Annotated in this window: 22 protein-coding genes; 2 read left to right on the forward strand and 20 right to left on the reverse strand. The window is 71.7% G+C overall.

Going from position 1 to position 20,799, the window contains the following annotated elements:
- Positions 1 to 33: 33 nt before the first annotated feature.
- Positions 34 to 615, reverse strand: coding sequence for a bifunctional pyr operon transcriptional regulator/uracil phosphoribosyltransferase PyrR (pyrR, locus tag ACWD4B_RS08540; RefSeq protein ID WP_336414377.1), 582 nt, complete (start codon positions 613 to 615; stop codon positions 34 to 36).
- Positions 616 to 834: 219 nt separating this feature from the next.
- On the opposite strand from pyrR, the gene bldD reads away from it, so the two are divergent.
- Complete coding sequence (bldD, locus tag ACWD4B_RS08545) at positions 835 to 1,335, forward strand: transcriptional regulator BldD (protein WP_004948690.1); 501 nt, start codon at positions 835 to 837, stop codon at positions 1,333 to 1,335.
- A 103-nt stretch (positions 1,336 to 1,438) separates the two neighbouring features.
- Here bldD and nusB read toward each other — a convergent pair whose 3' ends face one another.
- From nusB to rpsD, 15 genes are all read right to left on the reverse strand, one after another.
- Positions 1,439 to 1,873, reverse strand: coding sequence for a transcription antitermination factor NusB (nusB, locus tag ACWD4B_RS08550; protein WP_451420090.1), 435 nt, complete (start codon positions 1,871 to 1,873; stop codon positions 1,439 to 1,441).
- A gap of 2 nt (positions 1,874 to 1,875) precedes the next feature.
- Positions 1,876 to 2,442 carry an elongation factor P gene (efp, locus tag ACWD4B_RS08555; protein WP_451420091.1) on the reverse strand — a complete coding sequence of 189 codons (567 nt, stop codon included), beginning with the start codon at positions 2,440 to 2,442 and terminating at the stop codon, positions 1,876 to 1,878.
- A 50-nt stretch (positions 2,443 to 2,492) separates the two neighbouring features.
- Positions 2,493 to 3,602, reverse strand: coding sequence for an aminopeptidase P family protein (locus tag ACWD4B_RS08560; protein WP_451420092.1), 1,110 nt, complete (start codon positions 3,600 to 3,602; stop codon positions 2,493 to 2,495).
- 87 nt (positions 3,603 to 3,689) lie between these two features.
- Positions 3,690 to 4,457 (reverse strand): AAA family ATPase, encoded by a 768-nt coding sequence (locus ACWD4B_RS08565; protein ID WP_451420093.1) that lies wholly within the window; start codon positions 4,455 to 4,457, stop codon positions 3,690 to 3,692.
- A 133-nt stretch (positions 4,458 to 4,590) separates the two neighbouring features.
- On the reverse strand, positions 4,591 to 5,031 hold the full coding sequence (aroQ, locus tag ACWD4B_RS08570; protein WP_451420094.1) for a type II 3-dehydroquinate dehydratase: 441 nt from the start codon (positions 5,029 to 5,031) through the stop codon (positions 4,591 to 4,593).
- Complete coding sequence (gene aroB / locus ACWD4B_RS08575; RefSeq protein WP_451420095.1) at positions 5,028 to 6,116, reverse strand: 3-dehydroquinate synthase; 1,089 nt, start codon at positions 6,114 to 6,116, stop codon at positions 5,028 to 5,030. The genes aroQ and aroB overlap by 4 nt, the downstream gene beginning before the upstream one ends.
- A gap of 7 nt (positions 6,117 to 6,123) precedes the next feature.
- The gene (locus ACWD4B_RS08580; protein WP_451420096.1) at positions 6,124 to 6,657 is read right to left on the reverse strand and encodes a shikimate kinase; all 534 of its coding nucleotides are present in this window, start codon (positions 6,655 to 6,657) and stop codon (positions 6,124 to 6,126) included.
- Positions 6,654 to 7,838 (reverse strand): chorismate synthase, encoded by a 1,185-nt coding sequence (aroC, locus tag ACWD4B_RS08585; RefSeq protein ID WP_451420097.1) that lies wholly within the window; start codon positions 7,836 to 7,838, stop codon positions 6,654 to 6,656. Before aroC ends, ACWD4B_RS08580 begins: the two co-directional genes overlap by 4 nt.
- A 172-nt stretch (positions 7,839 to 8,010) precedes the next feature.
- On the reverse strand, positions 8,011 to 8,856 hold the full coding sequence (locus ACWD4B_RS08590) for a shikimate dehydrogenase (protein WP_451420098.1): 846 nt from the start codon (positions 8,854 to 8,856) through the stop codon (positions 8,011 to 8,013).
- A complete protein-coding gene (gene mltG, locus ACWD4B_RS08595) occupies positions 8,853 to 10,442 on the reverse strand; it encodes an endolytic transglycosylase MltG (protein WP_451420099.1) in 1,590 nt (529 codons plus the stop codon). Before mltG ends, ACWD4B_RS08590 begins: the two co-directional genes overlap by 4 nt.
- A 134-nt stretch (positions 10,443 to 10,576) precedes the next feature.
- Positions 10,577 to 11,041, reverse strand: a complete 465-nt coding sequence (gene ruvX / locus ACWD4B_RS08600) for a Holliday junction resolvase RuvX (protein ID WP_336414366.1) — start codon at positions 11,039 to 11,041, stop codon at positions 10,577 to 10,579.
- Positions 11,042 to 11,046: 5 nt separating this feature from the next.
- Positions 11,047 to 13,716 carry an alanine--tRNA ligase gene (gene alaS, locus ACWD4B_RS08605; protein ID WP_451420100.1) on the reverse strand — a complete coding sequence of 890 codons (2,670 nt, stop codon included), beginning with the start codon at positions 13,714 to 13,716 and terminating at the stop codon, positions 11,047 to 11,049.
- A complete protein-coding gene (locus tag ACWD4B_RS08610) occupies positions 13,716 to 14,072 on the reverse strand; it encodes a DUF6167 family protein (protein WP_336414364.1) in 357 nt (118 codons plus the stop codon). Before ACWD4B_RS08610 ends, alaS begins: the two co-directional genes overlap by 1 nt.
- Positions 14,073 to 14,080: 8 nt before the next feature.
- Positions 14,081 to 14,512, reverse strand: a complete 432-nt coding sequence (locus ACWD4B_RS08615; protein ID WP_336414363.1) for a DUF948 domain-containing protein — start codon at positions 14,510 to 14,512, stop codon at positions 14,081 to 14,083.
- A gap of 198 nt (positions 14,513 to 14,710) precedes the next feature.
- Complete coding sequence (gene rpsD, locus ACWD4B_RS08620) at positions 14,711 to 15,325, reverse strand: 30S ribosomal protein S4 (RefSeq protein ID WP_336414362.1); 615 nt, start codon at positions 15,323 to 15,325, stop codon at positions 14,711 to 14,713.
- A 188-nt stretch (positions 15,326 to 15,513) separates the two neighbouring features.
- On the opposite strand from rpsD, the gene ACWD4B_RS08625 reads away from it, so the two are divergent.
- Positions 15,514 to 16,230 carry a DUF2470 domain-containing protein gene (locus ACWD4B_RS08625; protein WP_451420147.1) on the forward strand — a complete coding sequence of 239 codons (717 nt, stop codon included), beginning with the start codon at positions 15,514 to 15,516 and terminating at the stop codon, positions 16,228 to 16,230.
- Positions 16,231 to 16,254: 24 nt separating this feature from the next.
- Here ACWD4B_RS08625 and ACWD4B_RS08630 read toward each other — a convergent pair whose 3' ends face one another.
- The 4 genes from ACWD4B_RS08630 to ACWD4B_RS08645 all read right to left on the reverse strand — a co-directional run bounded on the left by ACWD4B_RS08630 (position 16,255) and on the right by ACWD4B_RS08645 (position 20,395).
- Positions 16,255 to 17,613: a replication-associated recombination protein A gene (locus tag ACWD4B_RS08630; protein WP_451420101.1), complete on the reverse strand. Its 1,359-nt coding sequence runs from the start codon at positions 17,611 to 17,613 to the stop codon at positions 16,255 to 16,257.
- Between the two features lie 88 nt (positions 17,614 to 17,701).
- Positions 17,702 to 18,352 (reverse strand): vitamin K epoxide reductase family protein, encoded by a 651-nt coding sequence (locus ACWD4B_RS08635; protein ID WP_451420102.1) that lies wholly within the window; start codon positions 18,350 to 18,352, stop codon positions 17,702 to 17,704.
- Between the two features lie 58 nt (positions 18,353 to 18,410).
- Positions 18,411 to 19,673 (reverse strand): histidine--tRNA ligase, encoded by a 1,263-nt coding sequence (gene hisS / locus ACWD4B_RS08640; RefSeq protein ID WP_451420103.1) that lies wholly within the window; start codon positions 19,671 to 19,673, stop codon positions 18,411 to 18,413.
- A gap of 11 nt (positions 19,674 to 19,684) precedes the next feature.
- Complete coding sequence (locus tag ACWD4B_RS08645; RefSeq protein ID WP_451420104.1) at positions 19,685 to 20,395, reverse strand: MBL fold metallo-hydrolase; 711 nt, start codon at positions 20,393 to 20,395, stop codon at positions 19,685 to 19,687.
- Positions 20,396 to 20,799 lie beyond the last annotated feature (404 nt).

Below are 20,799 nucleotides of genomic sequence, written 5' to 3' on the forward strand. Positions count from 1 at the left end.
GAACCGGCGCAGGCCGGGTCCGCCGAGGGGTCGCTACTGCCCGTCGGCCGGTGCGGTCGCGCGCGTGCCGAGGAGCACGCTGTCGCGGCCGTCCTCCTCGGTGAGCTGGACCTTGACCGTCTCCCGCAGCGACGTGGGGAGGTTCTTGCCGACGTAGTCGGCACGGATGGGAAGTTCGCGGTGGCCGCGGTCGACGAGGACCGCGAGCTGGACGGCGCGGGGGCGCCCGATGTCGTTCAGCGCGTCGAGGGCGGCACGGATGGTGCGGCCGGAGAAGAGCACGTCGTCGACGAGGACCACCAGGCGGCCGTCGATGCCCTCGCCGGGGATCTCCGTGCGGGCCAGCGCCCGGGCGGGGCGCATCCGCAGGTCGTCGCGGTACATGGTGATGTCGAGGGAGCCGACCGGCATCGTCCTGCCGGTGATCTGCTCCAGCTTGGCCGCCAGGCGGTGCGCGAGGAAGACGCCTCGCGTGGGGATGCCGAGGAGCACCACGTCGTCGGCGCCCTTGGCGCGCTCGTCGATCTCGTGGGCAATGCGCGTCAGGACCCGGGCGATGTCCGGTGCTTCGAGCACCGCACGCGCGGGTTCCGGCGCAGGAATGACTGCGTCCATGAAACGGACCTCCTTCTCCGCCTCACGGGACGGACATTAAAGGACGTCGGATTTACCTGTTCACCGTATCAGGCCCCACGGCGGGCACGCGCCGCGACCACCGACGGCCCAGCCGGTGGACCATTCGGCTTGACGAAGTGAGATTACGCTGCGTAACCTCACAGTGAGTTACCAGACACGCGGCGGCAGCCGCACGTCATACAGCGTCCGGGGAGCTTTATGTCCAGCGAATACGCCAAACAGCTCGGGGCCAAGCTCCGCGCCATCCGCACCCAGCAGGGCCTCTCCCTCCATGGCGTCGAGGAGAAGTCCCAGGGTCGCTGGAAGGCCGTCGTGGTGGGCTCGTACGAGCGCGGCGACCGCGCCGTGACCGTACAGCGCCTGGCCGAGCTGGCCGACTTCTACGGTGTGCCCGTGCAGGAGCTGCTGCCGGGCACCACGCCCGGCGGTGCCGCCGAGCCCCCGCCGAAGCTGGTCCTGGACCTGGAGCGGCTCGCCCACGTCCCGGCCGAGAAGGCCGGCCCGCTGCAGCGTTACGCCGCCACCATCCAGAGCCAGCGCGGCGATTACAACGGCAAGGTGCTCTCGATCCGCCAGGACGACCTGCGCACCCTTGCAGTGATCTACGACCAGTCGCCCTCGGTGCTCACCGAGCAGCTCATCAGCTGGGGCGTGCTCGACGCGGACGCCCGCCGCGCCGTGCAGCACGAGGACGCCTGATCCTGTCGATTTTCAGGGAGAAACGTACCGCCGGGGGCGGAAGGAACCATTCGGTTCCTTCCGCCCCCGGCGGTTTTCGCTACTGCGCTGCTCAGCGAAGCGCCTACGCGCCGTCGCGGCGCAAGCTGGGCTTGAGCTCCTTGAAACGGCCGAGGAGGCCGTTCACGAACGCGGGCGAGTCGTCGGTGGAGAACTCCTTGGCGAGCTGCACCGCCTCGTCGATCGCCACGGCGTCCGGCGTGCCGTCCTCCCAGATCAGCTCGTACGCACCGAGCCGCAGGATGTTCCGGTCGGCAACGGGCATCCGGTCCAGGGGCCAGTCCACCGAATAGGAGGCGATCAGCTCGTCGATCCGCGCGACATGGTTCGCGTAGCCCTCGACCAGCTGCATCGTGTACTCGTTGACCGGCGGCTGCCGGTCGTCGGACCGGGAGTGCCGCACCCAGTCCGCGAGGACCGCGAGCGCGGTGCTCCCGCGCTGGTCGGCCTCGAAGAGGATCTGGAAGGCACGCTTGCGGGCCTTGCTACGGGCGGCCACGGTTAGCTGTTCACCCGACCGAGGTAATCACCGGTGCGCGTGTCGACCTTGATCTTCTCGCCCGTGGTGATGAAGAGCGGGACCTGGATCTCGTAACCGGTCTCCAGCTTGGCGGGCTTGGAGCCACCGGTGGAGCGGTCGCCCTGGACACCCGGCTCGGTGTGCTCGATGACGAGCTCGACGGCGGCCGGCAGCTCGACGTAGAGCACCGAGCCCTCGTTCGAGGCGACGGTGGCGGTGAAGCCCTCGATGAGGAAGTTGGCGGCGTCGCCGACGGTCTTGCGGTCGACCATCAGCTGGTCGTAGGTCTGCATGTCCATGAAGACGAAGTACTCGCCGTCCATGTAGGAGAACTGCATGTCGCGGCGGTCAACAGTGGCCGTCTCGACCTTCACGCCCGCGTTGAAGGTCTTGTCGACGACCTTGCCGGAGAGCACGTTCTTCAGCTTCGTACGGACGAAGGCGGGGCCCTTGCCGGGCTTGACGTGCTGGAACTCGACGACGGACCACAGCTGGCCCCCGTCGAGCTTGAGCACCATGCCGTTCTTGAGGTCGTTCGTGGATGCCACGGTTGCGGTATCTCCTGGGCTGGTGGAACCAGAGAGTGCGATGCGCTCCGTCAGAGCGCGAGCAGCTCCTTGGTCGTAATGGTGAGTAGCTCGGGTCCGCCGTCCGCCTCGGGGCGGACGACGAGCGTGTCATCGATCCGGACGCCGCCCCGCCCGGGGAGGTGAACCCCCGGATCCACGGTGACCGGCACGCAAGCGTCCAGTTTACCCATGGCCGACGGCGCCAGCCGCGGGTCCTCGTCGTTTTCCAGGCCCACGCCGTGTCCCATCCTCGGTCCGGTGCGCTCCCCCAGGCCCGCCGCCTCCAGTACAACACGCGCGGCCCGGTCCACGTCGCGGTACGGCGTGCCCGGCGCCAGCGCCTCGCGGCCCGCGCGCTGAGCGGCGAAGACCTGGTCGTACAGCTCGATCTGCCAGTCCGCGGGCGAGGTGCCGATGACGAAGGTGCGGCCGATCTCGCTCCGGTAGCCGCGGTAGTCGGCGCCCAGGCAGACGCTGAGGAAATCGCCCTCCTCGACCCGGCGGTCGGTGGGCACGTGCCCGGCGAGCCCGGAGTTCGGCCCGGCCCCCACCGAGGTGGGGAAGGCCGGGCCGCCCGCGCCGTGGTCGACCAGGCGGCGCTCCAGCTCCAGCGCCAGGTGCCGCTCGGTGCGCCCGACCAGTATCGACTCCAGCAGCTCGCCCAGGGCCTGGTCGGCGATCTCCGCGGCGATGCGCAGGCAGGAGATCTCCTCGTCGTCCTTGACCACCCGCTGCTGCTCGACGGCCGGGCCCAGGTCGCCCAGCCGCAGTCCGGGCGCCACGGAGCGCAGGGCGCGATGGCGGGTGACGGTCAGGTGGTGCTCCTCGACGGCCAGCGAGCGGGCCCCCGCGGCACCGGCCCGCTCGGCGGCGGCCACGGCCGGGTCGCCCTCGGGAGCGGTCAGCACCTCGACCTGGACCTCCTCGCCGGGCCGGCTGCGGCCGGTGGCGTCGGTGTACGGGTCGCTCGTACAGACCAGCAGGTCGCGGTCGGGGCCGAGGAGCAGGACGGCACCGGACGGCGCGCCGCCCGACAGATACCGGACGTTGGCGTCGCCGGACACCAGGGCGGCCTCGCTGCCGCCCGCCGCACAGCGCTCGCGCAGCCGCGCGCGGCGTGCCGCGTAGACCTCGGACATGGCTCCGAGCGTACGTTCGGCGGCGGTGACCGGCCGGTTCAGCGCGTCCGACCGGGCGGTTCCGGCGCCCCCGCGGGCCTCGGGCCGTCAGCGGCCGGCAGCACCGGCCAGGGCGCGGGCCACGGCCTCGTCCAGGAGCCGGGCCGTGGCGGCCACGTCCTGCTGGGAGTTGTCGATGATCGGCAGCCCCGAGCCGTACCAGCCGGCCATCCGGCCGTGGATCCGGGCGACCTCCTCGTCGGCGAGGCGGCGGTTCCCGGTGCGCTCGGCGTTGCGCTCCAGGACCACGTCCAGGCCCGGCAGCAGGACGACCGGCAGCAGGCCGGGGCCGACGTGCCGCTTCCAGCCGCCGAGGCCGACGACCGGGCGGTCGGGGAAGACCGCGTCGTCGAGGATGCAGGAGATGCCGTTGGCGAGGAAGTTGCGGGCGGCGAAGCCGCAGGTGCGGCGGGCGAGGCGGTACTGCGCCTCGGAGTTGTCGTTCCACCCGGACTGCGGGTCGGCGAAGCCGGAGCGCACCCACTCGCGCACGTCGTCCAGGCTGATGTGGGCGGTGGGCACGGCACGGCGGTCGGCCCAGTGCCGGGCGACCGTCGTCTTGCCCGCCCCGGCCGGGCCGATGAGCAGCACCGCCACGGCGGCGTGCGCCGCGTCGACGGGCGGCGGCACGGGCAGGCCGGGGGCGAGGGCGAAGTGCCCGGTCGCCCCGTCGGGCGGCGGGGACGGCAGGGACGGCGGCGGTCCCGGCGGCACCGCCGGAGGGGCCGCGGGCGCGGACCAGCCGGGCGCCGGGGCGGGGCCCGGCGGCATCGGGGGGTGGGGCGGCGGCAGCGGCGCTCCCACTGCGTGCTGCATCCGGTGGCACTCCAGTCTGGTGAAGGGGCCGCAAACACGGCCGGACGGGAGAGTACCGGAGCGCGCCCGCCCGCCCGGCCGCAGTGGGGTCAACGGCCGGGGCGGGCGCCGAGTGCCCGACGCGCCGCGCCGGTCAGGCCAGTTGGTCCGCGAGGGCCCGCAGCGCGAGCCGGTACGAGCCGATGCCGAACCCCGCGACGGTGCCGCTGGCGACCGCCGCGATCACGGAGGTGTGCCGGAACTCCTCGCGCGCGTACGGGTTGGAGATGTGCACCTCGATGAGCGGCGCGGTGCGCTGGGCGGCCGCGTCGCGCATGGCGTACGAGTAGTGCGTGAACGCACCGGGGTTGATGACGACGGGGACCGAGCCGTCCGCGGCCTCGTGCAGCCAGCGGATCAGCTCGCCCTCGTCGTTGGTCTCCCGCACCTCGACGGCGAACCCGAGCTCGGCGCCGAGTTCGGTGCACTCCTTGACGAGCCCGGTGTAGGACGTGGACCCGTAGACGTCGGGCTCCCGGGAGCCGAGGCGGCCCAGGTTGGGGCCGTTGAGCACGAGAACCCGACGGGGGCTCATGCGGCGATCTCCGCGTGCGCGGCCAGCAGCATGGCCGGGTCCGGTGCCTCCAGGACGGCCGGCTTGGCCAGGCCGTCCAGGACGATGAAGCGCAGCCGGTCGCCGCGGGTCTTCTTGTCGACCTTCATGGTCTCCAGCAGCTTGGGCCACTGGTCACCGCGGTAGGTGACGGGCAGGCCCACCGCCTGCAGCACCGTGCGGTGCCGGTCGGCGGTCGCATCGTCCAACCGGCCCGCGATCCGGCCCAGTTCGGCCGCGAAGACCATGCCGACGGCGACGGCCGCGCCGTGCCGCCAGTTGTAGCGCTCGTTCTTCTCGATCGCGTGGGCGAGGGTGTGCCCGTAGTTGAGGATCTCGCGGCGGCCGGCCTCCTTGAGGTCGCCGGAGACGACCTCGGCCTTGACCCGGATGGCGCGCTCGATCAGCTCGGCCGTGTGCGGGCCGTGCGGGGTGCGGGCCGCGTCGGGGTCCGCCTCGATGAGGTCCAGGATGGCGGGGTCGGCGATGAAGCCCGCCTTGATGATCTCGGCGAGGCCGCTGACGTAGTCGTGGACCGGCAGCGACTCCAGCGCGGCCAGGTCGCACAGCACCCCGGCCGGCGGGTGGAAGGAGCCGACGAGGTTCTTGCCCTCGGCGGTGTTGATGCCGGTCTTGCCGCCGACGGCCGCGTCGACCATGCCCAGCACCGTGGTGGGCACGGCGATCCAGCGCACCCCGCGCAGCCAGGTGGCGGCGACGAAGCCGGCCAGGTCGGTGGTGGCACCGCCGCCGACGCCGACGATCACGTCGGTGCGGGTGAAGTTCGACTGGCCCAGCGCCTTCCAGCAGTAGGCCGCGACCTCGGCGGTCTTGGCCTCCTCGGCGTTGGGCACCTGGATGGCGATGGCCTCGTAGCCCTGGGCCGCGAGGTCCTCGCACAGCGCCTCGCCGGTCGCGGCGAGGGCCTCGGGGTGCAGCACCGCGACCCGCTTGGCGGGGCCGACGAGAGTGGGCAGCTCGCCCAGCAGCTGCTGCCCGACCAGGACCTCGTACGGCGCGGTGCCCGCGCTGCCGGCGACCTGGATGCGGGTGGGGGCGTCCGTCATGGGTTCCTCACTGCGTGATGTCCGGTGTGGGGCCGGCGGGGAGTCCGAGCGCCTCGAGCACGGCGTCGGCGACCTCGGCGGGGGCCCGGCCGCCGGTGGCCACGACGGCCCTGGCGACCTCGGTGTAGAGGGGGCGGCGCTGTTCCATCAGCTCGCGCCAGCGCTTGCGCGGGTTGACGGCGAGCAGCGGGCGCGGGGCGTCCAGGCCCACGCGGTGCACGGCGTCGGCGAGTTCGACGTCGAGGAAGACCACGGGCAGGCCGGTGAGCAGGGCGCGGGTGGCGGGGTCCATGACGGCGCCGCCGCCGAGGGCGAGCACCCCGGGGTGCTCGGCCACGGCGGCGCGCACGGCCTGCCGCTCCAGCTCGCGGAAGTGCGGCTCGCCCTCGTCGATGAAGATCTCCGGGACGGTCTTGCCCGCCGTCCGCTCGATGTCGGCGTCGGTGTCCCGGTAGCCGGTGCCCAGCCGCTCGGCGAGCAGGGCACCGACGGTGGACTTGCCGGCTCCCGGCGGGCCCACCAGGACGACGGCCGGTGTCACTTGACGGCCAGGTTGTCGAGGTAGCCGCGGACGTTGCGGCGGGTCTCGGCGACGCTGTCGCCGCCGAACTTCTCCACCACCGCGTCGGCCAGCACCAGCGCCACCATGGCCTCGGCCACGATGCCGGCCGCGGGGACCGCGCAGACGTCGGAGCGCTGGTGGTGCGCCTGGGCCGGCTCGCCGGTGGTCACGTCGACGGTGGCCAGCGCCCGCGGCACGGTCGCGATCGGCTTCATCGCGGCGCGCACGCGCAGCAGTTCGCCGGTCGACAGGCCGCCCTCGGTGCCGCCGGAGCGGCCGGTGGCACGGCGGAGGCCGTCCTCGGTGGGCACGATCTCGTCGTGCGCCTGGGAGCCGGGCACCCGCGCCAGCTCGAAGCCGTCGCCGAGCTCGACGCCCTTGATGGCCTGAATACCCATCAGCGCGGCGGCCAGGCGGGCGTCCAGGCGGCGGTCCCAGTGCACGTGCGAGCCCAGGCCGACGGGCACGCCGTAGGCCAGGACCTCGACGACGCCGCCGAGGGTGTCGCCGTCCTTGTGGGCCTGGTCGATCTCGGCGACCATCGCCTTGCTGGCCTCGGGGTCCAGGCAGCGCACCGGGTCGGCGTCCAGGCGCTCGACGTCCGAGGGCTTCGGGTACACGCCGTACGGGGCCTTGGCGGCGGCGAGCTCGACGACGTGGGAGACGATCTCGATGCCGGCGGTCTCCTTCAGGAAGGACCGGGCGACCGCGCCCAGCGCCACCCGCGCCGCCGTCTCCCGGGCCGAGGCCCGCTCCAGCACCGGCCGGGCCTCGTCGAAGCCGTACTTCTGCATGCCCGCCAGGTCCGCGTGGCCCGGACGGGGCCGGGTGAGCGGGGCGTTGCGGGCGAGCGCGGCGAGCACATCGGGGTCGACCGGGTCGGCCGCCATGACCTGCTCCCACTTCGGCCACTCGGTGTTGCCGACCATGACGGCGATCGGGGAGCCGAGGGAGAGGCCGTGCCGGACGCCGCCGAGGAAGGTGATCTCGTCCCGCTCGAACTTCATGCGCGCGCCGCGTCCATAGCCGAGGCGCCGCCGGGCCAGGTGGTCCGCCACCATGTCGGTGGTGATCGGCACGCCGGCGGGAAGGCCCTCCAACGTCGCCACGAGTGCGGGGCCGTGCGACTCTCCTGCGGTCAGCCAGCGCAACCTGCTCAACGGGACTCCTCTTGCTCACGCCTCGGATCTTGGCGGTGCGGCCTGGGGGCACCTCCCGGCGGTAGCCGGGAAAGCGGCCCCGGCCCGCTACCCCCGATCCTCCCATGCCGCGGGATTTCCCCCGGCTGCCGGTCCATGTTGTGGACCTACTGCGTCAGGTTGTGGGACGCCGTCAGCGGCCGCGGGCGGCCAGCGCGGCCTCGCCCGCGGCGCGCATCGCGGCCAGCGGGGCCGGGACGCGGCCGGTCATCTGCTCGACCTGGAGGACCGCCTGGTGGACCAGCAGGTCCAGGCCGCCGACGACCGCACCGCCGCGCTGCTGCCACGCGGCGGCCAGCGGGGTCGGCCACGGCTCGTAGAGCACGTCGAAGAGCGTGCCGGGCCGCTCGGGCACGGAGGCGGCCAGGGCGTCGGTGGCGCCGACGGGGGTGGTGGCCACGACCAGCGGGGCGGCGAAGGCCTCGGCTGCGTCCGCCCAGTCCGCCGTGCGCACGGCGACGCCGAGCCGCTCGCCCCACCGCTGCATCTCAGCGGCGCGCTCCGCGCTGCGGACGTAGACGGTGACCTCGCCGGTGCAGATGCGGGCGAGCGCGGCGAGGGCGGAGGAGGCGGTGGCCCCGGCGCCGAGGACGGCGGCGGAGCCGGTCTTCTCGATGCCCCGCTCGCGCAGGGCGGCCGCGATGCCGGGGATGTCGGTGTTGTCGCCGAGGCACCGGCCGTCCTCGGTGAACACGACGGTGTTGACGGCCTCCACCGAGCGGGCGGTGGCGCTGACCTCGCCCAGCAGCGGGATGACCGCGCGCTTGAGCGGCATGGTCAGCGACAGCCCGGCCCACTCGCCGCCGAGCCCCTCCAGGAACGCGGGCAGCGCGGCCTCGTCGACCTCGAAGCGGTCGTACGTCCAGTCCTGCAGGCCCAGTTCCGCATAGGCGGCCCGGTGCAGCACCGGGGAGAGCGAGTGGGCGATCGGCGAACCGAGCACCGCCGCGCGGCGGCGGTGCTGCGTCAGGTCACTCATCCCTGCTTCTTCTTTTTCTGGCTGTCGTTGAACTCGCGGACGAGCTTGTCGTGCTCGGCGAGGGTGTTGGCGAACTGCGTCCTGCCGTCGATGGAGACGAAGTAGTACCAGTCCCCCGGCTCCGGATCCATGGCCGCCTGCAGGGCCACCATGCCCGGGTTGCCGATGGGGCCGGGCGGCAGGCCCTTGTGCACATAGGTGTTGTACGGGTCCTGGTCGGAGTGGATCTCCGCCGTGCCGATGTTGATCTTGCTCTGGTTCTTGAGGTAGTTGAAGGTCGAGTCGAACTGCAGCTTGCCGTTCGTCTCGGTGTTGGTGGGCTTGAGGCGGTTGTAGACGACCCGCGCCATCTTGCGGAAGTCGTCGTGCGTCACGCCCTCCGCCTGGACCAGGCTGGCCACGGTGACGAGCTGCATCGGCGATTTCAGGCCGAGTTCCCTGGCCTTGCCGTCCAGGTCCTGCTGCGCGTAGTTCTCCTTCGCGCGGGCCACCATCTGGCGCAGGATGTCCTCCGGCTTGGTGCCCTTGCCCGCGTTGTACTGCGACGGGAAGAGGAAGCCCTCCAACGGGTCCTTGATCTTCGGGTCGTCGTTCGCCCAGGCCGGCAGCCCCAGGTTCTTCGCCTGGTCCTTCGCGACGTCCTTGGTCGTGCCCGGCTTGAGGTCGAGCTTCTTGTCGATCGACGTGTAGACGTCGACGGCCCGGGTGCCCTCGCCGAAGGTGAGGAAGTTGGTGTTGTCGCTCATCATTTCGATGGCCGCCTGCGCCGACATCTCCTTGCGCAGGCTGTAGGTGCCCGGCTGGATGCCCTTGCCCTTGGCGCTCTTGTCGGCCGCCTCGGCGAACCCGCGGGCGCTCTTGACGACGCCGTTCTTCTCGAGGATCTGGCCCATCTGGGTCAGGCTCGACCCCTTGGGGATCACCACCTGGACCTGGCCGTTCCCCTCGCCCTCGAAGTCGGGCGCGGGGCCGAAGTTGGCCTGCCAGTAGTCGTACCCCAGGTACCCCAGACCGCCCACGCCGCCGACCAGCACCACGGCGACCAGCAGACAGGCCGTGCCACTGCGGCGCTTCTTGGGATTCTTGGTGCGCCGCTCCCGGCCGCGCTTGCGCCCCCCGGCCGCCTCGTCGGCTTCCTCGTCGGCCCCGGCGGGGACTGCCGGGGCCTCCTCGGCCGGGTCGTCGAAGAGGGAGATCCGGTCGTCCGCGGGCTCCGCCTCGGCGGTGCGCTGCTCGCCCACGTACGCGGTCTGCTGCTGCGGCACCTGCTCCTGATGCGGCACCTGTTCCTGGTGCGGCGGCGGGTAGGGGTCGGTGTGGCCGTAGTGGTCCACCTGCTCCACCACGTGGCCGACCGGGTACTGGCCGGTGTGCTGCTCCGTGTACGGGACCGCGCCGGGCTGTGCGGCGTAGGGACCCCCCGTGTCCTGCGAGGGGTCCCAGCCGTACTGCTGCTGACTGGGGTAGTGCTGCTGACCGTAGGGGGGCTGCTGCACCTGCTGCTGCGCGGCGTACCCCTGGTCCCCGTACAGGGGATCCTCGGGGTGCCACGGTTGGGAGCCGGGACCCCGGCCGTACTCAGTCATCTATCCCCTAGAGCCGCACAGCGGCAGCCGATGAGCGCTCTTCGATGCCTCGCGGAGCGCAAGTCCGATATCTCGTCCTGCCCGGCAGAGATTCGAACAGCTGCCATGTCGCGCGGAACGTTACCGTATTGCGATCAGATGACCACGTCGACGGTCTCGCCCGGGGGACGCCCCGAGACCTTCTCGGTCTCCAGGGCGTTCTGGAGAATCACCACGGCTGCGGCCTGATCCACCACCGACCGGCCCTTCTTGGAACTGACGCCCGAGGCGCGCAGGCCCTGTGCCGCTGTGACGGTTGTCATCCGCTCGTCGACCAGCCGGACCGGGACCGGCGCGATGCGCCGGGCCATCTCCCGGGCGAAGGTCCGCACCTTGGCGGCCGCCGGACCCTCCCGCCCGCTGAGCGAGCGGGGCAGGCCGACGACGACCTCGAGGGGTTCGTACTCGGCGACGATCGCCGCCAGCCGCTTGTGGGCCTGCGGGATGTCCCGGCCGGGAACGGTCTCCACCGGGGTGGCGAGGACCCCGTCGGGGTCGCACGAGGCGACCCCGATCCGGGCGTCCCCGACATCCACGGCGATACGCCTGCCGCGTCGCACCGCGATCAGGCCGCTTCCGCGACGAGACGCTCGACGGCGGCCATGGCCTCGCCGACGGCCTCCGGGTTCTGGCCGCCGCCCTGGGCGACGTCCGGCTTGCCGCCGCCACCGCCGCCGAGGGTCTTGGCGGCCGTGCGCACCAGGTCGCCGGCCTTCAGACCGCGCTCGCGGGCGGCGTCGTTGGTGGCGATCACCGTCAGCGGACGGCCGTTGGCCACCGTGAACAGGGCGACGACGGCCGGCCGGCCGCCCTGGATCCGGCCGCGCACGTCGAGGACCAGCTTGCGCAGGTCGTCGGCGCCCGTGCCGTCGGCCACCTGTCCCGTCACCAGGGCCACGCCGCGGACGTCCTTGGCACCCTCGGCCAGACCGGCGGCGGCCTGCAGGACCTTCTCGGCGCGGAAGCGCTCGATCTCCTTCTCGGCCTCGCGGAGCTTGGCGAGCATCCCGGAGATCTTCTCCGGCAGCTCCTCCGGGCGGCCCTTGACCAGCTCGGTCAGCTGGGCGACGACCGTGTGCTCCTTGGCCAGGAAGTTGTAGGCGTCGGCACCGACCAGGGCCTCGACACGGCGCACACCGGAGCCGATCGAGGACTCGCCGAGCAGCTTCACCAGGCCCAGCTGGGCGGTGTTGGCGACGTGCGTACCGCCGCACAGCTCCTTGGAGAAGTCGCCGATGGTCACGACGCGCACGCGCTCGCCGTACTTCTCGCCGAACTCGGCGATGGCACCGGCCTTCTTGGCCTCGTCCAGGCTCATGACCTCGGCGTGGACCTCGAGTTCATGGGAGAGGACCTCGTTGATCTTCTGCTCGACGTCGGTGAGCACGCTGCCGGGCACGGCGGCGGGCGAGCCGAAGTCGAAGCGGAAGCGGCCGGGCGAGTTCTCCGAACCGGCCTGGGCGGCCGTCGGGCCCAGGGCGTCGCGCAGCGCCTGGTGGGTGAGGTGGGTGGCGCTGTGGGCGCGGGCGATGGCCCGACGGCGCGTCACATCGATGGCGGCGTAGGCGGATGCGCCGAGCGTGACCTCGCCGACCTGGACGACACCCTTGTGCACGCTGACGCCCGGAACCGGCTTCTGCACGTCGCGGACCTCGATGACCGCGCCGTTGTCGAGCTTGATCCGGCCCTGGTCGGCGAGCTGGCCGCCGCCCTCGGCGTAGAAGGGGGTGCGGTCGAGGACGACCTCGATCTCGTCGCCCTCGGTGGCGGCGGGCGAGGGCACGCCGTCCACCAGCAGACCGACGACCGTGGCCTCGTTCTCGGTGTGGGAGTAGCCCGTGAAGGCGGTCTCGCCGGACTCGTCGGCCAGGATGCGGTAGGCGGAGAGGTCGGCGTGGCCGCTCTTCTTCACCATGGCATCGGCCTTGGCCCGGTCCCGCTGCTCCTTCATCAGGCGGCGGAAACCGGTCTCGTCCACCGACAGGCCCTGCTCGGCGGCCATCTCGAGGGTGAGGTCGATCGGGAAGCCCCAGGTGTCGTGGAGCAGGAAGGCCTTCTCGCCGGCCAGGACGGTGCCGCCGGAGGCCTTGGTCTCGGTGACGGCCGAGTCGAGGATGTTGGTGCCGGCCTTGAGGGTCTTGAGGAAGGCGGCCTCCTCGGCGAGCGCGACGGTCTCGATGCGCTTGCGGTCCGTCTCCAGCTCCGGGTACTGCTCGCCCATCGTCGTGATGACGGTGTCGACGAGCTCGCCGACGACCGGGCCGGTGGCGCCCATCAGGCGCATGTTGCGGATGGCGCGGCGCATGATGCGGCGCAGGACGTAGCCGCGGCCCTCGTTGCCGGGGGTGACGCCGTCGCCGATGAGCATGGTGGAGGTGCGCATGTGGTCGGCGACCACGCGCAGGGAGACGTCCGAGTCCGGGGCGGCGCCGTAGCGGACGCCGGTCAGCTCGGTGGCCTTGTCGATCACGACGCGCAGGGTGTCGGTCTCGTACATGTTCTGCACGCCCTGCAGGATCATCGCCAGGCGCTCGAGACCGAGGCCGGTGTCGATGTTCTTGCTCGGCAGGTCCCCGAGGATCGGGAACTCCTCCTTGCCGGCGCCCTCACCGCGCTCGTACTGCATGAAGACCAGGTTCCAGATCTCCACGTACCGCTCGTCGTTGACGGCCGGGCCGCCCTCGACGCCGAACTCGGGGCCGCGGTCGTAGTTGATCTCGGAGCAGGGTCCGCAGGGGCCGGGGACGCCCATGGACCAGAAGTTGTCCTTCTTGCCCAGACGCTGGATGCGCTCGGCGGGGACGCCCACGACGTCCCGCCAGATCTGCTCGGCCTCGTCGTCGTCCTGGTAGACGGTGATCCAGAGCTTCTCCGGCTCCAGGCCGAAACCGCCGTCGGCGACCGGCGTCGTCAGCAGCTCCCAGGCGAGCTTGATGGCGCCTTCCTTGAAGTAGTCGCCGAAGGAGAAGTTGCCGCACATCTGGAAGAACGTGCCGTGCCGGGTGGTCTTGCCGACCTCCTCGATGTCCGGCGTGCGGACGCACTTCTGCACGCTCGTGGCGCGCGGGAAGGGCGGCTTGACCTCGCCCAGGAAGTAGGGCTTGAAGGGCACCATGCCCGCGGGGACCAGCAGCAGGGTCGGGTCGTCCGCGATGAGCGACGCCGACGGCACGACGGTGTGCCCGCGCTCCTCGAAGAAGCGCAGCCAGCGGCGGCGGATTTCAGCCGACTCCATCAGTGGTCCTCATTCCGAGTCGAGTTGGTCGAGTTGTAGGTGTGCTGCGAGTAGAGCTGGGTGTGCGGCCGGACGGGGGCGGCCTGCGGGCGCTGACCGGGCAGCGCGCGGTGCCCGGGCTCCGGCTCCGGCGCGCTCAGCCCGAGCGCGTCCTTGAGCGCCGCCTCGCGGTGTGCCATGCCGTCGGCGACGTCCAGCGCGAAGAGCTTGACCCGGCGGCCTGCGATGACCGCGCGGTCCGCGGCCTGCAGGGCCAGGCTCTCCGGCGTGAGCTTGTTCAGCGTGCGGTTGACCTTGGTCGTGGCCCACACACCGGCGGCTACACCGGTGGTGAACCAGAAGGCGCGGCGAAACATTTCTGGGGTCAACCCTTCCCACGGGTACGGCGGCTGCCGCGCCGGGCGGACGGCAGGCTCTTGCCGACGAAGACGGTGCTCTGCGGTGCGTCCCGGTCGCGGCGGCCCATCGCGCGGCGGACGCCGTAGCCGAAGGCCGCGACCTTGACCAGCGGCCCGCCGAAGGCGGAGGAGACGGTCGAGGACAGCGCCGAGGCGTTGGCCGTGACCTCCTGGACGTCCGCGGCGATCGAGTCGACGCGGGCCAGCTGGGTGTTGGCGGAGCGCACGGTCGCGGAGGCGTCGGCCAGCAGCGGCACGGCCTGCTCGGTGACCTCGGCGACCAGCGCGGTGGCGGCCTTCAGCGTCTGCGCGAGGCGGACCAGCACCAAGGCGATGAACGAGACGAGGATCGCCCAGAAGACGGCCACGAGGATCCCGGCCACTTCTCCACCGGACACGCTGCACCGCTCCCTGCTGTTGCATCTCACTAAACGTCGGGTTCCGACCTTATCGCGCCGGACCTGCGGGCCCGCACCGCATTACCGTGCGCTCGGGGCCTGCGCGAAGAGCTCCGGGAACGCGCAAGCCCGCCGGCTCGCCGGCCACAGGGGCCGGAGAGACGACGGGCTGAGCAGAAGGAGAGTGTTACGGCCGAATCAACGGGCGTAGTACTCGACGACGAGCTGCTCGTCGCAGATCACGGGGATCTCCTTGCGGTTCGGCTCGCGGTCCAGGCGGAAGGCCAGCGCGGCCAGGTTGACCTGGAGGTAGCGCGGGGTCTCGCCCTCGGCGGCGAAGCCACCGGCGCGGGCCGTCTCGAAGAGGGCCTTGGCGCGGCTGCGCTCGCGGACCATCACGACGTCGTCGGGACGGACGCGGAAGGACGGCTTGTCGACCTTGCCACCGTTGACCTCGATGTGGCCGTGGACGACCATCTGGCGGGCCTGGTAGATGGTGCGGGCGATGCCCGAACGCAGGACCAGGGCGTCGAGGCGGCGCTCGAGCTCGACCACCAGGGCCTCACCCGTCTTGCCCTCGGCCTTCTTGGCGCGGTCGTAGGCGCGGGCCATCTGGCGCTCGCTGATGTCGTACTGGGCGCGCAGACGCTGCTTCTCGAGCAGACGGACCTTGTAGTCCGAGTTCTGCTTGCGGCCACGGCCGTGCTCGCCCGGCGGGTAGGGGCGGGCCTCGAAGTACTTGACGGCCTTCGGCGTCAGGGCGATGCCGAGCGCACGGGACTTCTTGACCTTGGGACGCGACTGGTTAGGCACGTTCTCCAGACCTCCGTTGTAGGTTAGGTTAGGCTCACCTTACTCAAGGAGATCGCATGTCTCGTCCGGGGAACACCAGCGACATCACGGACAGCACGAAAGAGGACGACGCGCTCGATGGCGTCGACATGACGGAGGTCCGATCAGATCGTGGTCAGCCGCGTCCCAGCGGACTTGAAATCGCACGGATGCCGTCAGCAGCCGAGCGCACACGAACTCTCGTACAGACTACATGCTCCGAAGCACTGCTGATCCCCGGCCTCGACGCCGTGCGCCCCGACCTGCTCGTCCCCGAGGCCCGCACGGTGGGCCCCGACGGCGAGGTCCTGCTGGTGTTCCCCGCCGACTCCCCCGCCGTCCGGGCCGCCACCCACGCGGTGGACGACGAGCTGACGGCCGTGCTGGAGCTGACCGACGTGGCCCCCGTCTCGGTGCCCAACCGGATCCGCGGCCGCGCCTGGCTCTCCGGCTGGCTCACCTGCCTGCCGGGGGTCGCCGAACCGGGCCGGATGATGCTGCGGCTGGAACTCGGCGACCTCTGTGTGGACGACCTGTGGGGTGTGGAGAAGACCGAGCCGGAGGAGTTCGCCCGGGCCGCCGCCGATCCGCTGGCGGAGTACGAGACGGAGCTGCTGCAGCACCTGCACGCGGCCCACGGTGAGCAGGTGCTCGGCCTGTACTCCCTGCTGGGCGAGCGGGCCGAGGGGGCCCGCACCGCGGGCGACCGCGCCGTGCCGCTGGCCCTGGACCGCTTCGGCCTCCGCGTGCGCTTCACCCGGGCCCGGGGCGGCGGCACGGCGGCGGACCGCTCCTTCGACGCCCGCTTCGAATTCCCGCGGCCGGTCCGCGACATCGCGGGGCTGCGCAGGGCGATGCACACGCTGTTCGATGCGGCGCTGGAATAGGAACCGGGGGCCACGCCCCCTTCCTCAGCCCTCCGCCCCGCCGCGCAAGCGGCCCCGCACCCGCTCGACGACATCGGCATACCTCGCCTCGGCCCCGTACCGCGTCGGCTCGTAGTACCGCTTGCCGTGGATCGCGTCCGGCGCGTACTGCTGCGCGGCGATACCCCCCGGCACGTCGTGCGGATACACGTACCCCTGCGCGTGCCCCAGCTTCTCCGCGCCCTTGTAGTGCCCGTCGCGCAGGTGCGGCGGCACGGGCCCGGCGAGGCCCGCCCGGACATCGGCGAGGGCGGCGTCGATCGCCAGGTACGCGGCATTCGACTTCGGCGCGAGGGCCAGCGCCACAGCGACCTGGCTCAGGATGATGCGGGCCTCCGGGAAGCCGATGAGCGCCACGGCCTGGGCGCCGGCCACGGCCGTCTGCAGGGCCGTGGGGTCGGCCAGGCCGACGTCCTCGCTCGCCGAGATCATCAGCCGGCGGGCGATGAACCGGGGATCCTCCCCCGCCTCGATCATCCGGGCCAGGTAGTGCAGCGTGGCGTCGACGTCCGAGCCGCGGATGGACTTGATGAGCGCGCTGGCGACGTCGTAGTGCTGATCGCCGGCGCGGTCGTACTTCACCGCCGCACGGTCGACGGAGTCCTCCAGGGTCTCCAGGGTGATCTCGGGCTCGCCCTTGGCGATGGCCGAGCCCGCGCCCGCCTCCAGGGCGGTGAGGGCACGCCGGGCGTCGCCGCCCGCGATGCGCAGCAGGTGCGCCTCCGCGTCCGCGCCGAGGGTCACCGTGCCGCCGAGCCCCCGCTCGTCGGTGAGCGCGCGGTGGACGAGGCCGCGCAGGTCGTCGTCCGTGAGGGCCTGGAGGGTCAGCAGCAGGGAGCGGGACAGCAGCGGGGAGATGACCGAGAAGTACGGGTTCTCCGTGGTCGCCGCGATGAGGGTGACCCAGCGGTTCTCGACGGCCGGCAGCAGGGAGTCCTGCTGGGCCTTGCTGAAGCGGTGGATCTCGTCCAGGAAGAGGACCGTCTCCTTGCCGTACCCGCCGGAGGCGCGGCGGGCGCCGTCGATGACGGCCCGGACCTCCTTGACGCCGGCGGTGATCGCGGAGAGCTCCACGAAGCGCTTGTTGGTGGCCTGGCTGACCACGTAGGCGAGGGTGGTCTTGCCGATCCCGGGCGGGCCCCAGAGGATCACCGAGGACGGCCCGGCGGGACCGCCGCTGCCCTCCCCCACCAGCCGCCGCAGGGGCGAGCCGGGCTTGAGGAGATGGCCCTGCCCGACGACCTCGTCGAGCGAGCGGGGACGCATACGGACGGCCAGGGGACTGCCGGCCGGGTCCTTCTCCTGGCGGTCCTCTGCAGCTGCGGTGAACAGGTCGGGCTCCACTCCGGAAACCCTAAGCCACAGCACTGACAACGCCGCCGGACCAGGAGGTCCGACGGCGTTGATCAAGACATCTGAGGGAGGCGGGCGGTCAGGCCGTGCCGCCCGTCCAGAACCACCACCACTTGGTGAGGATCAGCATGCCGATGATGCCGACGTGCAGCACCGGGAGCACCCAGTGGAACTCCAGCAGCATCCGCTTGAGCCCGGCCGGAGCAGGGATGAAGCCGTGCCGGACGTTCTGCACGGTGACGTACCAGAACATCACGATCGTGGCGACCCAGGCCAGGCAGCACCACAGGCACAGCGACCCGATGACGTACAGCGACTCGTACTGCAGCCACGAGACGAAGCCCACGCCGAAAAGGCAGCCGGCCTCCATCCCCAGCCAGTACCAGCGGCGGTAGCGGGCACCGGACAGCAGCCCCAGCCCGATCGCGATGATCGCGCCGTAACACACGAGCCCCAGCATCGGGTTGGGGAACCCGAAGGCCTTGGCCTGCGGGCTCGACATGATGTTGCCGCAGGAGACGATGGGGTTGAGGCTGCACCCGGGGACGAAGTTCGGGTCCTCGAGCAGCTTGAACTTGTCGAGCGTGATGACCCACGACGCCAGCAGGCCCATGGCACCGGTGATCACCAGCATCAGGGCGAAGGCCCGGCTGCCGCCCACGGCACCCGAGGCGGGCCCGTCCCGCTCCACGCCGTCGGTGTCGGAACGATCCAGTGCCGAAGTGGTCATAGTGCCGTGGGTCCCATCAGTCGGTCGTTGCACCCATTGTGCCTCAGGGGCCTGACAATCAGCCCTGTGCAGCTAGGAGTTCACTCACGACGGTGTCGAAGGCGACGGGCCGCTGCTCACCGCTTTCCAGATCCTTGAGCTGCACCACACCCTCCGCCAGGTCGCGCTCGCCCGCGACGAGCGCGAAACGCGCGCCCGAGCGGTTCGCCGACTTCATGGCGTTCTTCAGGCCCTTGCCGCCGAAGGCGAAGTCGGTGGCGACGCCCGCGCGGCGCAGCTCCGTCACGAGGCCGAAGAGCTTCGTGCGGGCCTCCTCGCCGAGCGGCACCGCGAAGACCTGGGTGGCAGCGGGCAGTTCGAGCTCGATGCCCTCGGCCTTGAGCGCCAGGACCGTGCGGTCCACGCCCAGCGCCCAGCCGACGGACGGCAGCGCGGGGCCGCCGATCATCTCGGACAGGCCGTCGTAGCGCCCGCCGCCGCCGACGGCGGACTGCGAGCCGAGGCCGTCGTGGACGAACTCGAAGGTGGTCCGGGTGTAGTAGTCCAGGCCGCGGACCAGCTTCGGGTCGTCCTCGAAGGCGACGCCCGCCGCGGTCAGCAGCTCGCGCACCTGCTCGTGGTAGGCCTTGCAGGCCTCGCACAGGTGGTCGCGGAGCATGGGGGCGCCCACGAGCTGCTTCTGCACGGCCTCGCGCTTGTCGTCCAGCACCCGCAGCGGGTTGATGTCGATGCGGCGGCGGGTGTCCTCGTCCAGGTCGAGCCCGCGCAGGAAGTCCTGCAGCGCGGCGCGGTAGGCGGGGCGGCACTCCTTGTCGCCGAGGGAGTTCAGCAGCAGGCGGAAGTTCTGCAGGCCCAGCGACTTGTAGGCGTCGACGGCCAGGATGATCAACTCGGCGTCCAGGGCCGGGTCCTCGGCGCCGATGGCCTCGGCGCCGACCTGCGAGAAGTGGCGGTAGCGGCCGGCCTGCGGGCGCTCGTAGCGGTAGTACGAGCCGGAGTACCAGAGCTTGACGGGCAGGTTGCCGCCCTTGTGGAGGTTGGCCTCCAGCGCGGCGCGCAGCACGGAGGCGGTGCCCTCGGGGCGCAGGGCGAGCTCGTCGCCGCCGCGCGTGGTGAGGGTGTACATCTCCTTGGTCACGATGTCGGTGGACTCGCCGACGCCGCGGGAGAACAGCTCGACCTGCTCGAAGCCGGGGGTCTCGATGTAGCCGTAACCGGCGCGCCGGACCGGCGCGGCGATGGCCTCGCGCACGGCCAGGTAGACCGCGGAGTCGGGCGGGGTCAGGTCGTAGGTGCCCTTGGGGGCCTTGAAGGTGCTCACGGAAACTTTCGTCACATTCCTCGTCGCGGAGCCGGGGAAACGGCTCCAGGGCCGGCGGCCACCTCCCGCAGGAAGGGGTTGGTGGCGCGCTCCTGGCCGATGGTCGTCTGGGGGCCGTGGCCGGACAGCACCACGGTCGAGTCGTCGAGCGGCAGGCACACACGGGCCAGCGACTGGAGGATCTCGGCGTGGTCACCGCCGGGCAGGTCGGTGCGTCCGATGGAGCCGGCGAACAACAGGTCGCCCGAGAAGAACACCGAGGGGATCTCGGAGGTCTCGGGGAGCCGGAAGGTCACCGACCCCTTGGTATGGCCCGGTGCGTGCGCGACGGTGAGCTCCAGGCCCGCAAGGTCGAGGCGGGCGCCGTCGGACAGCTCCTTGAGGTCGTCCGGCTCCCCCACCGTCAGCTCGCCCATGAGGTGCGCCCCGATGGAGCGGCCGAGCGCCTTCTCCGGGTCGCTCATCATGTAGCGGTCGGCGGGGTGGATCCAGGCCGGGACGTCATGGGCGCCGCACACCGGGACGACCGAGGCGACGTGGTCGAGATGGCCGTGGGTGAGGACGACGGCGACGGGCTTGAGCCGATGCTTCTTCAGCGTCTCCTCGACTCCCTGGGCCGCCTGGTGGCCCGGGTCGATGATCACGCACTCCTCGCCTGCGGCCGGGGCGACCAGGTAACAGTTGGTCCCCCAGGCCCCGGCGGGGAACCCGGCAATCAGCACGTTCGTCCTTAAAAGTCGGCCAGCAGAGATCCGGCGGGAGCCCCGGTGAAGGGTTCCGGCCCTCTCAGAGCCTACCGGCGCCACTCCCGCAGCCGCGAACCCGTATACGGTACGGACACACCTGCGATTCGCGGCTCAGTGGCACGACAGACGGACAGTGACACCGACAGTCACGGACGAGACGGTACGAGGAGACGACCCGGTGGTCAGTAACGAGCAGCGGCGACGGCAGCTCGCCCGTGAGAAGTTCGAGCGGCAGCAGCAGCGCCGCGAGGAGGCCCGGCGCAAGGCCCGCCGCCGCAACGCGGTGATCGCCGCGGGCCTCGCCGCGGTACTGGCCGCGGGTGGCGGCGCGTACGCCGCAGGCGCTTTCGACAGCGGCAAGAAGGACACGTCCGACTCCG

The sequence above is a fragment of the Streptomyces sp. NPDC002536 genome, from assembly GCF_053594995.1.

Excerpts from the sequence above, each read along its gene's own strand:
- pyrR (WP_336414377.1), bottom strand. The coding sequence starts at position 615 with ATGGACGCAGTCATTCCTGCGCCGGAACCCGCGCGTGCGGTGCTCGAA.
- bldD (WP_004948690.1), top strand. The coding sequence starts at position 835 with ATGTCCAGCGAATACGCCAAACAGCTCGGGGCCAAGCTCCGCGCCATC.
- ACWD4B_RS08560 (WP_451420092.1), bottom strand. The coding sequence starts at position 3,602 with ATGTCCGAGGTCTACGCGGCACGCCGCGCGCGGCTGCGCGAGCGCTGT.
- ACWD4B_RS08565 (WP_451420093.1), bottom strand. The coding sequence starts at position 4,457 with ATGCAGCACGCAGTGGGAGCGCCGCTGCCGCCGCCCCACCCCCCGATG.
- aroQ (WP_451420094.1), bottom strand. The coding sequence starts at position 5,031 with ATGAGCCCCCGTCGGGTTCTCGTGCTCAACGGCCCCAACCTGGGCCGC.
- aroB (WP_451420095.1), bottom strand. The coding sequence starts at position 6,116 with ATGACGGACGCCCCCACCCGCATCCAGGTCGCCGGCAGCGCGGGCACC.
- ACWD4B_RS08590 (WP_451420098.1), bottom strand. The coding sequence starts at position 8,856 with ATGAGTGACCTGACGCAGCACCGCCGCCGCGCGGCGGTGCTCGGTTCG.
- mltG (WP_451420099.1), bottom strand. The coding sequence starts at position 10,442 with ATGACTGAGTACGGCCGGGGTCCCGGCTCCCAACCGTGGCACCCCGAG.
- alaS (WP_451420100.1), bottom strand. The coding sequence starts at position 13,716 with ATGGAGTCGGCTGAAATCCGCCGCCGCTGGCTGCGCTTCTTCGAGGAG.
- ACWD4B_RS08610 (WP_336414364.1), bottom strand. The coding sequence starts at position 14,072 with ATGTTTCGCCGCGCCTTCTGGTTCACCACCGGTGTAGCCGCCGGTGTG.
- ACWD4B_RS08625 (WP_451420147.1), top strand. The coding sequence starts at position 15,514 with ATGCCGTCAGCAGCCGAGCGCACACGAACTCTCGTACAGACTACATGC.
- ACWD4B_RS08635 (WP_451420102.1), bottom strand. The coding sequence starts at position 18,352 with ATGACCACTTCGGCACTGGATCGTTCCGACACCGACGGCGTGGAGCGG.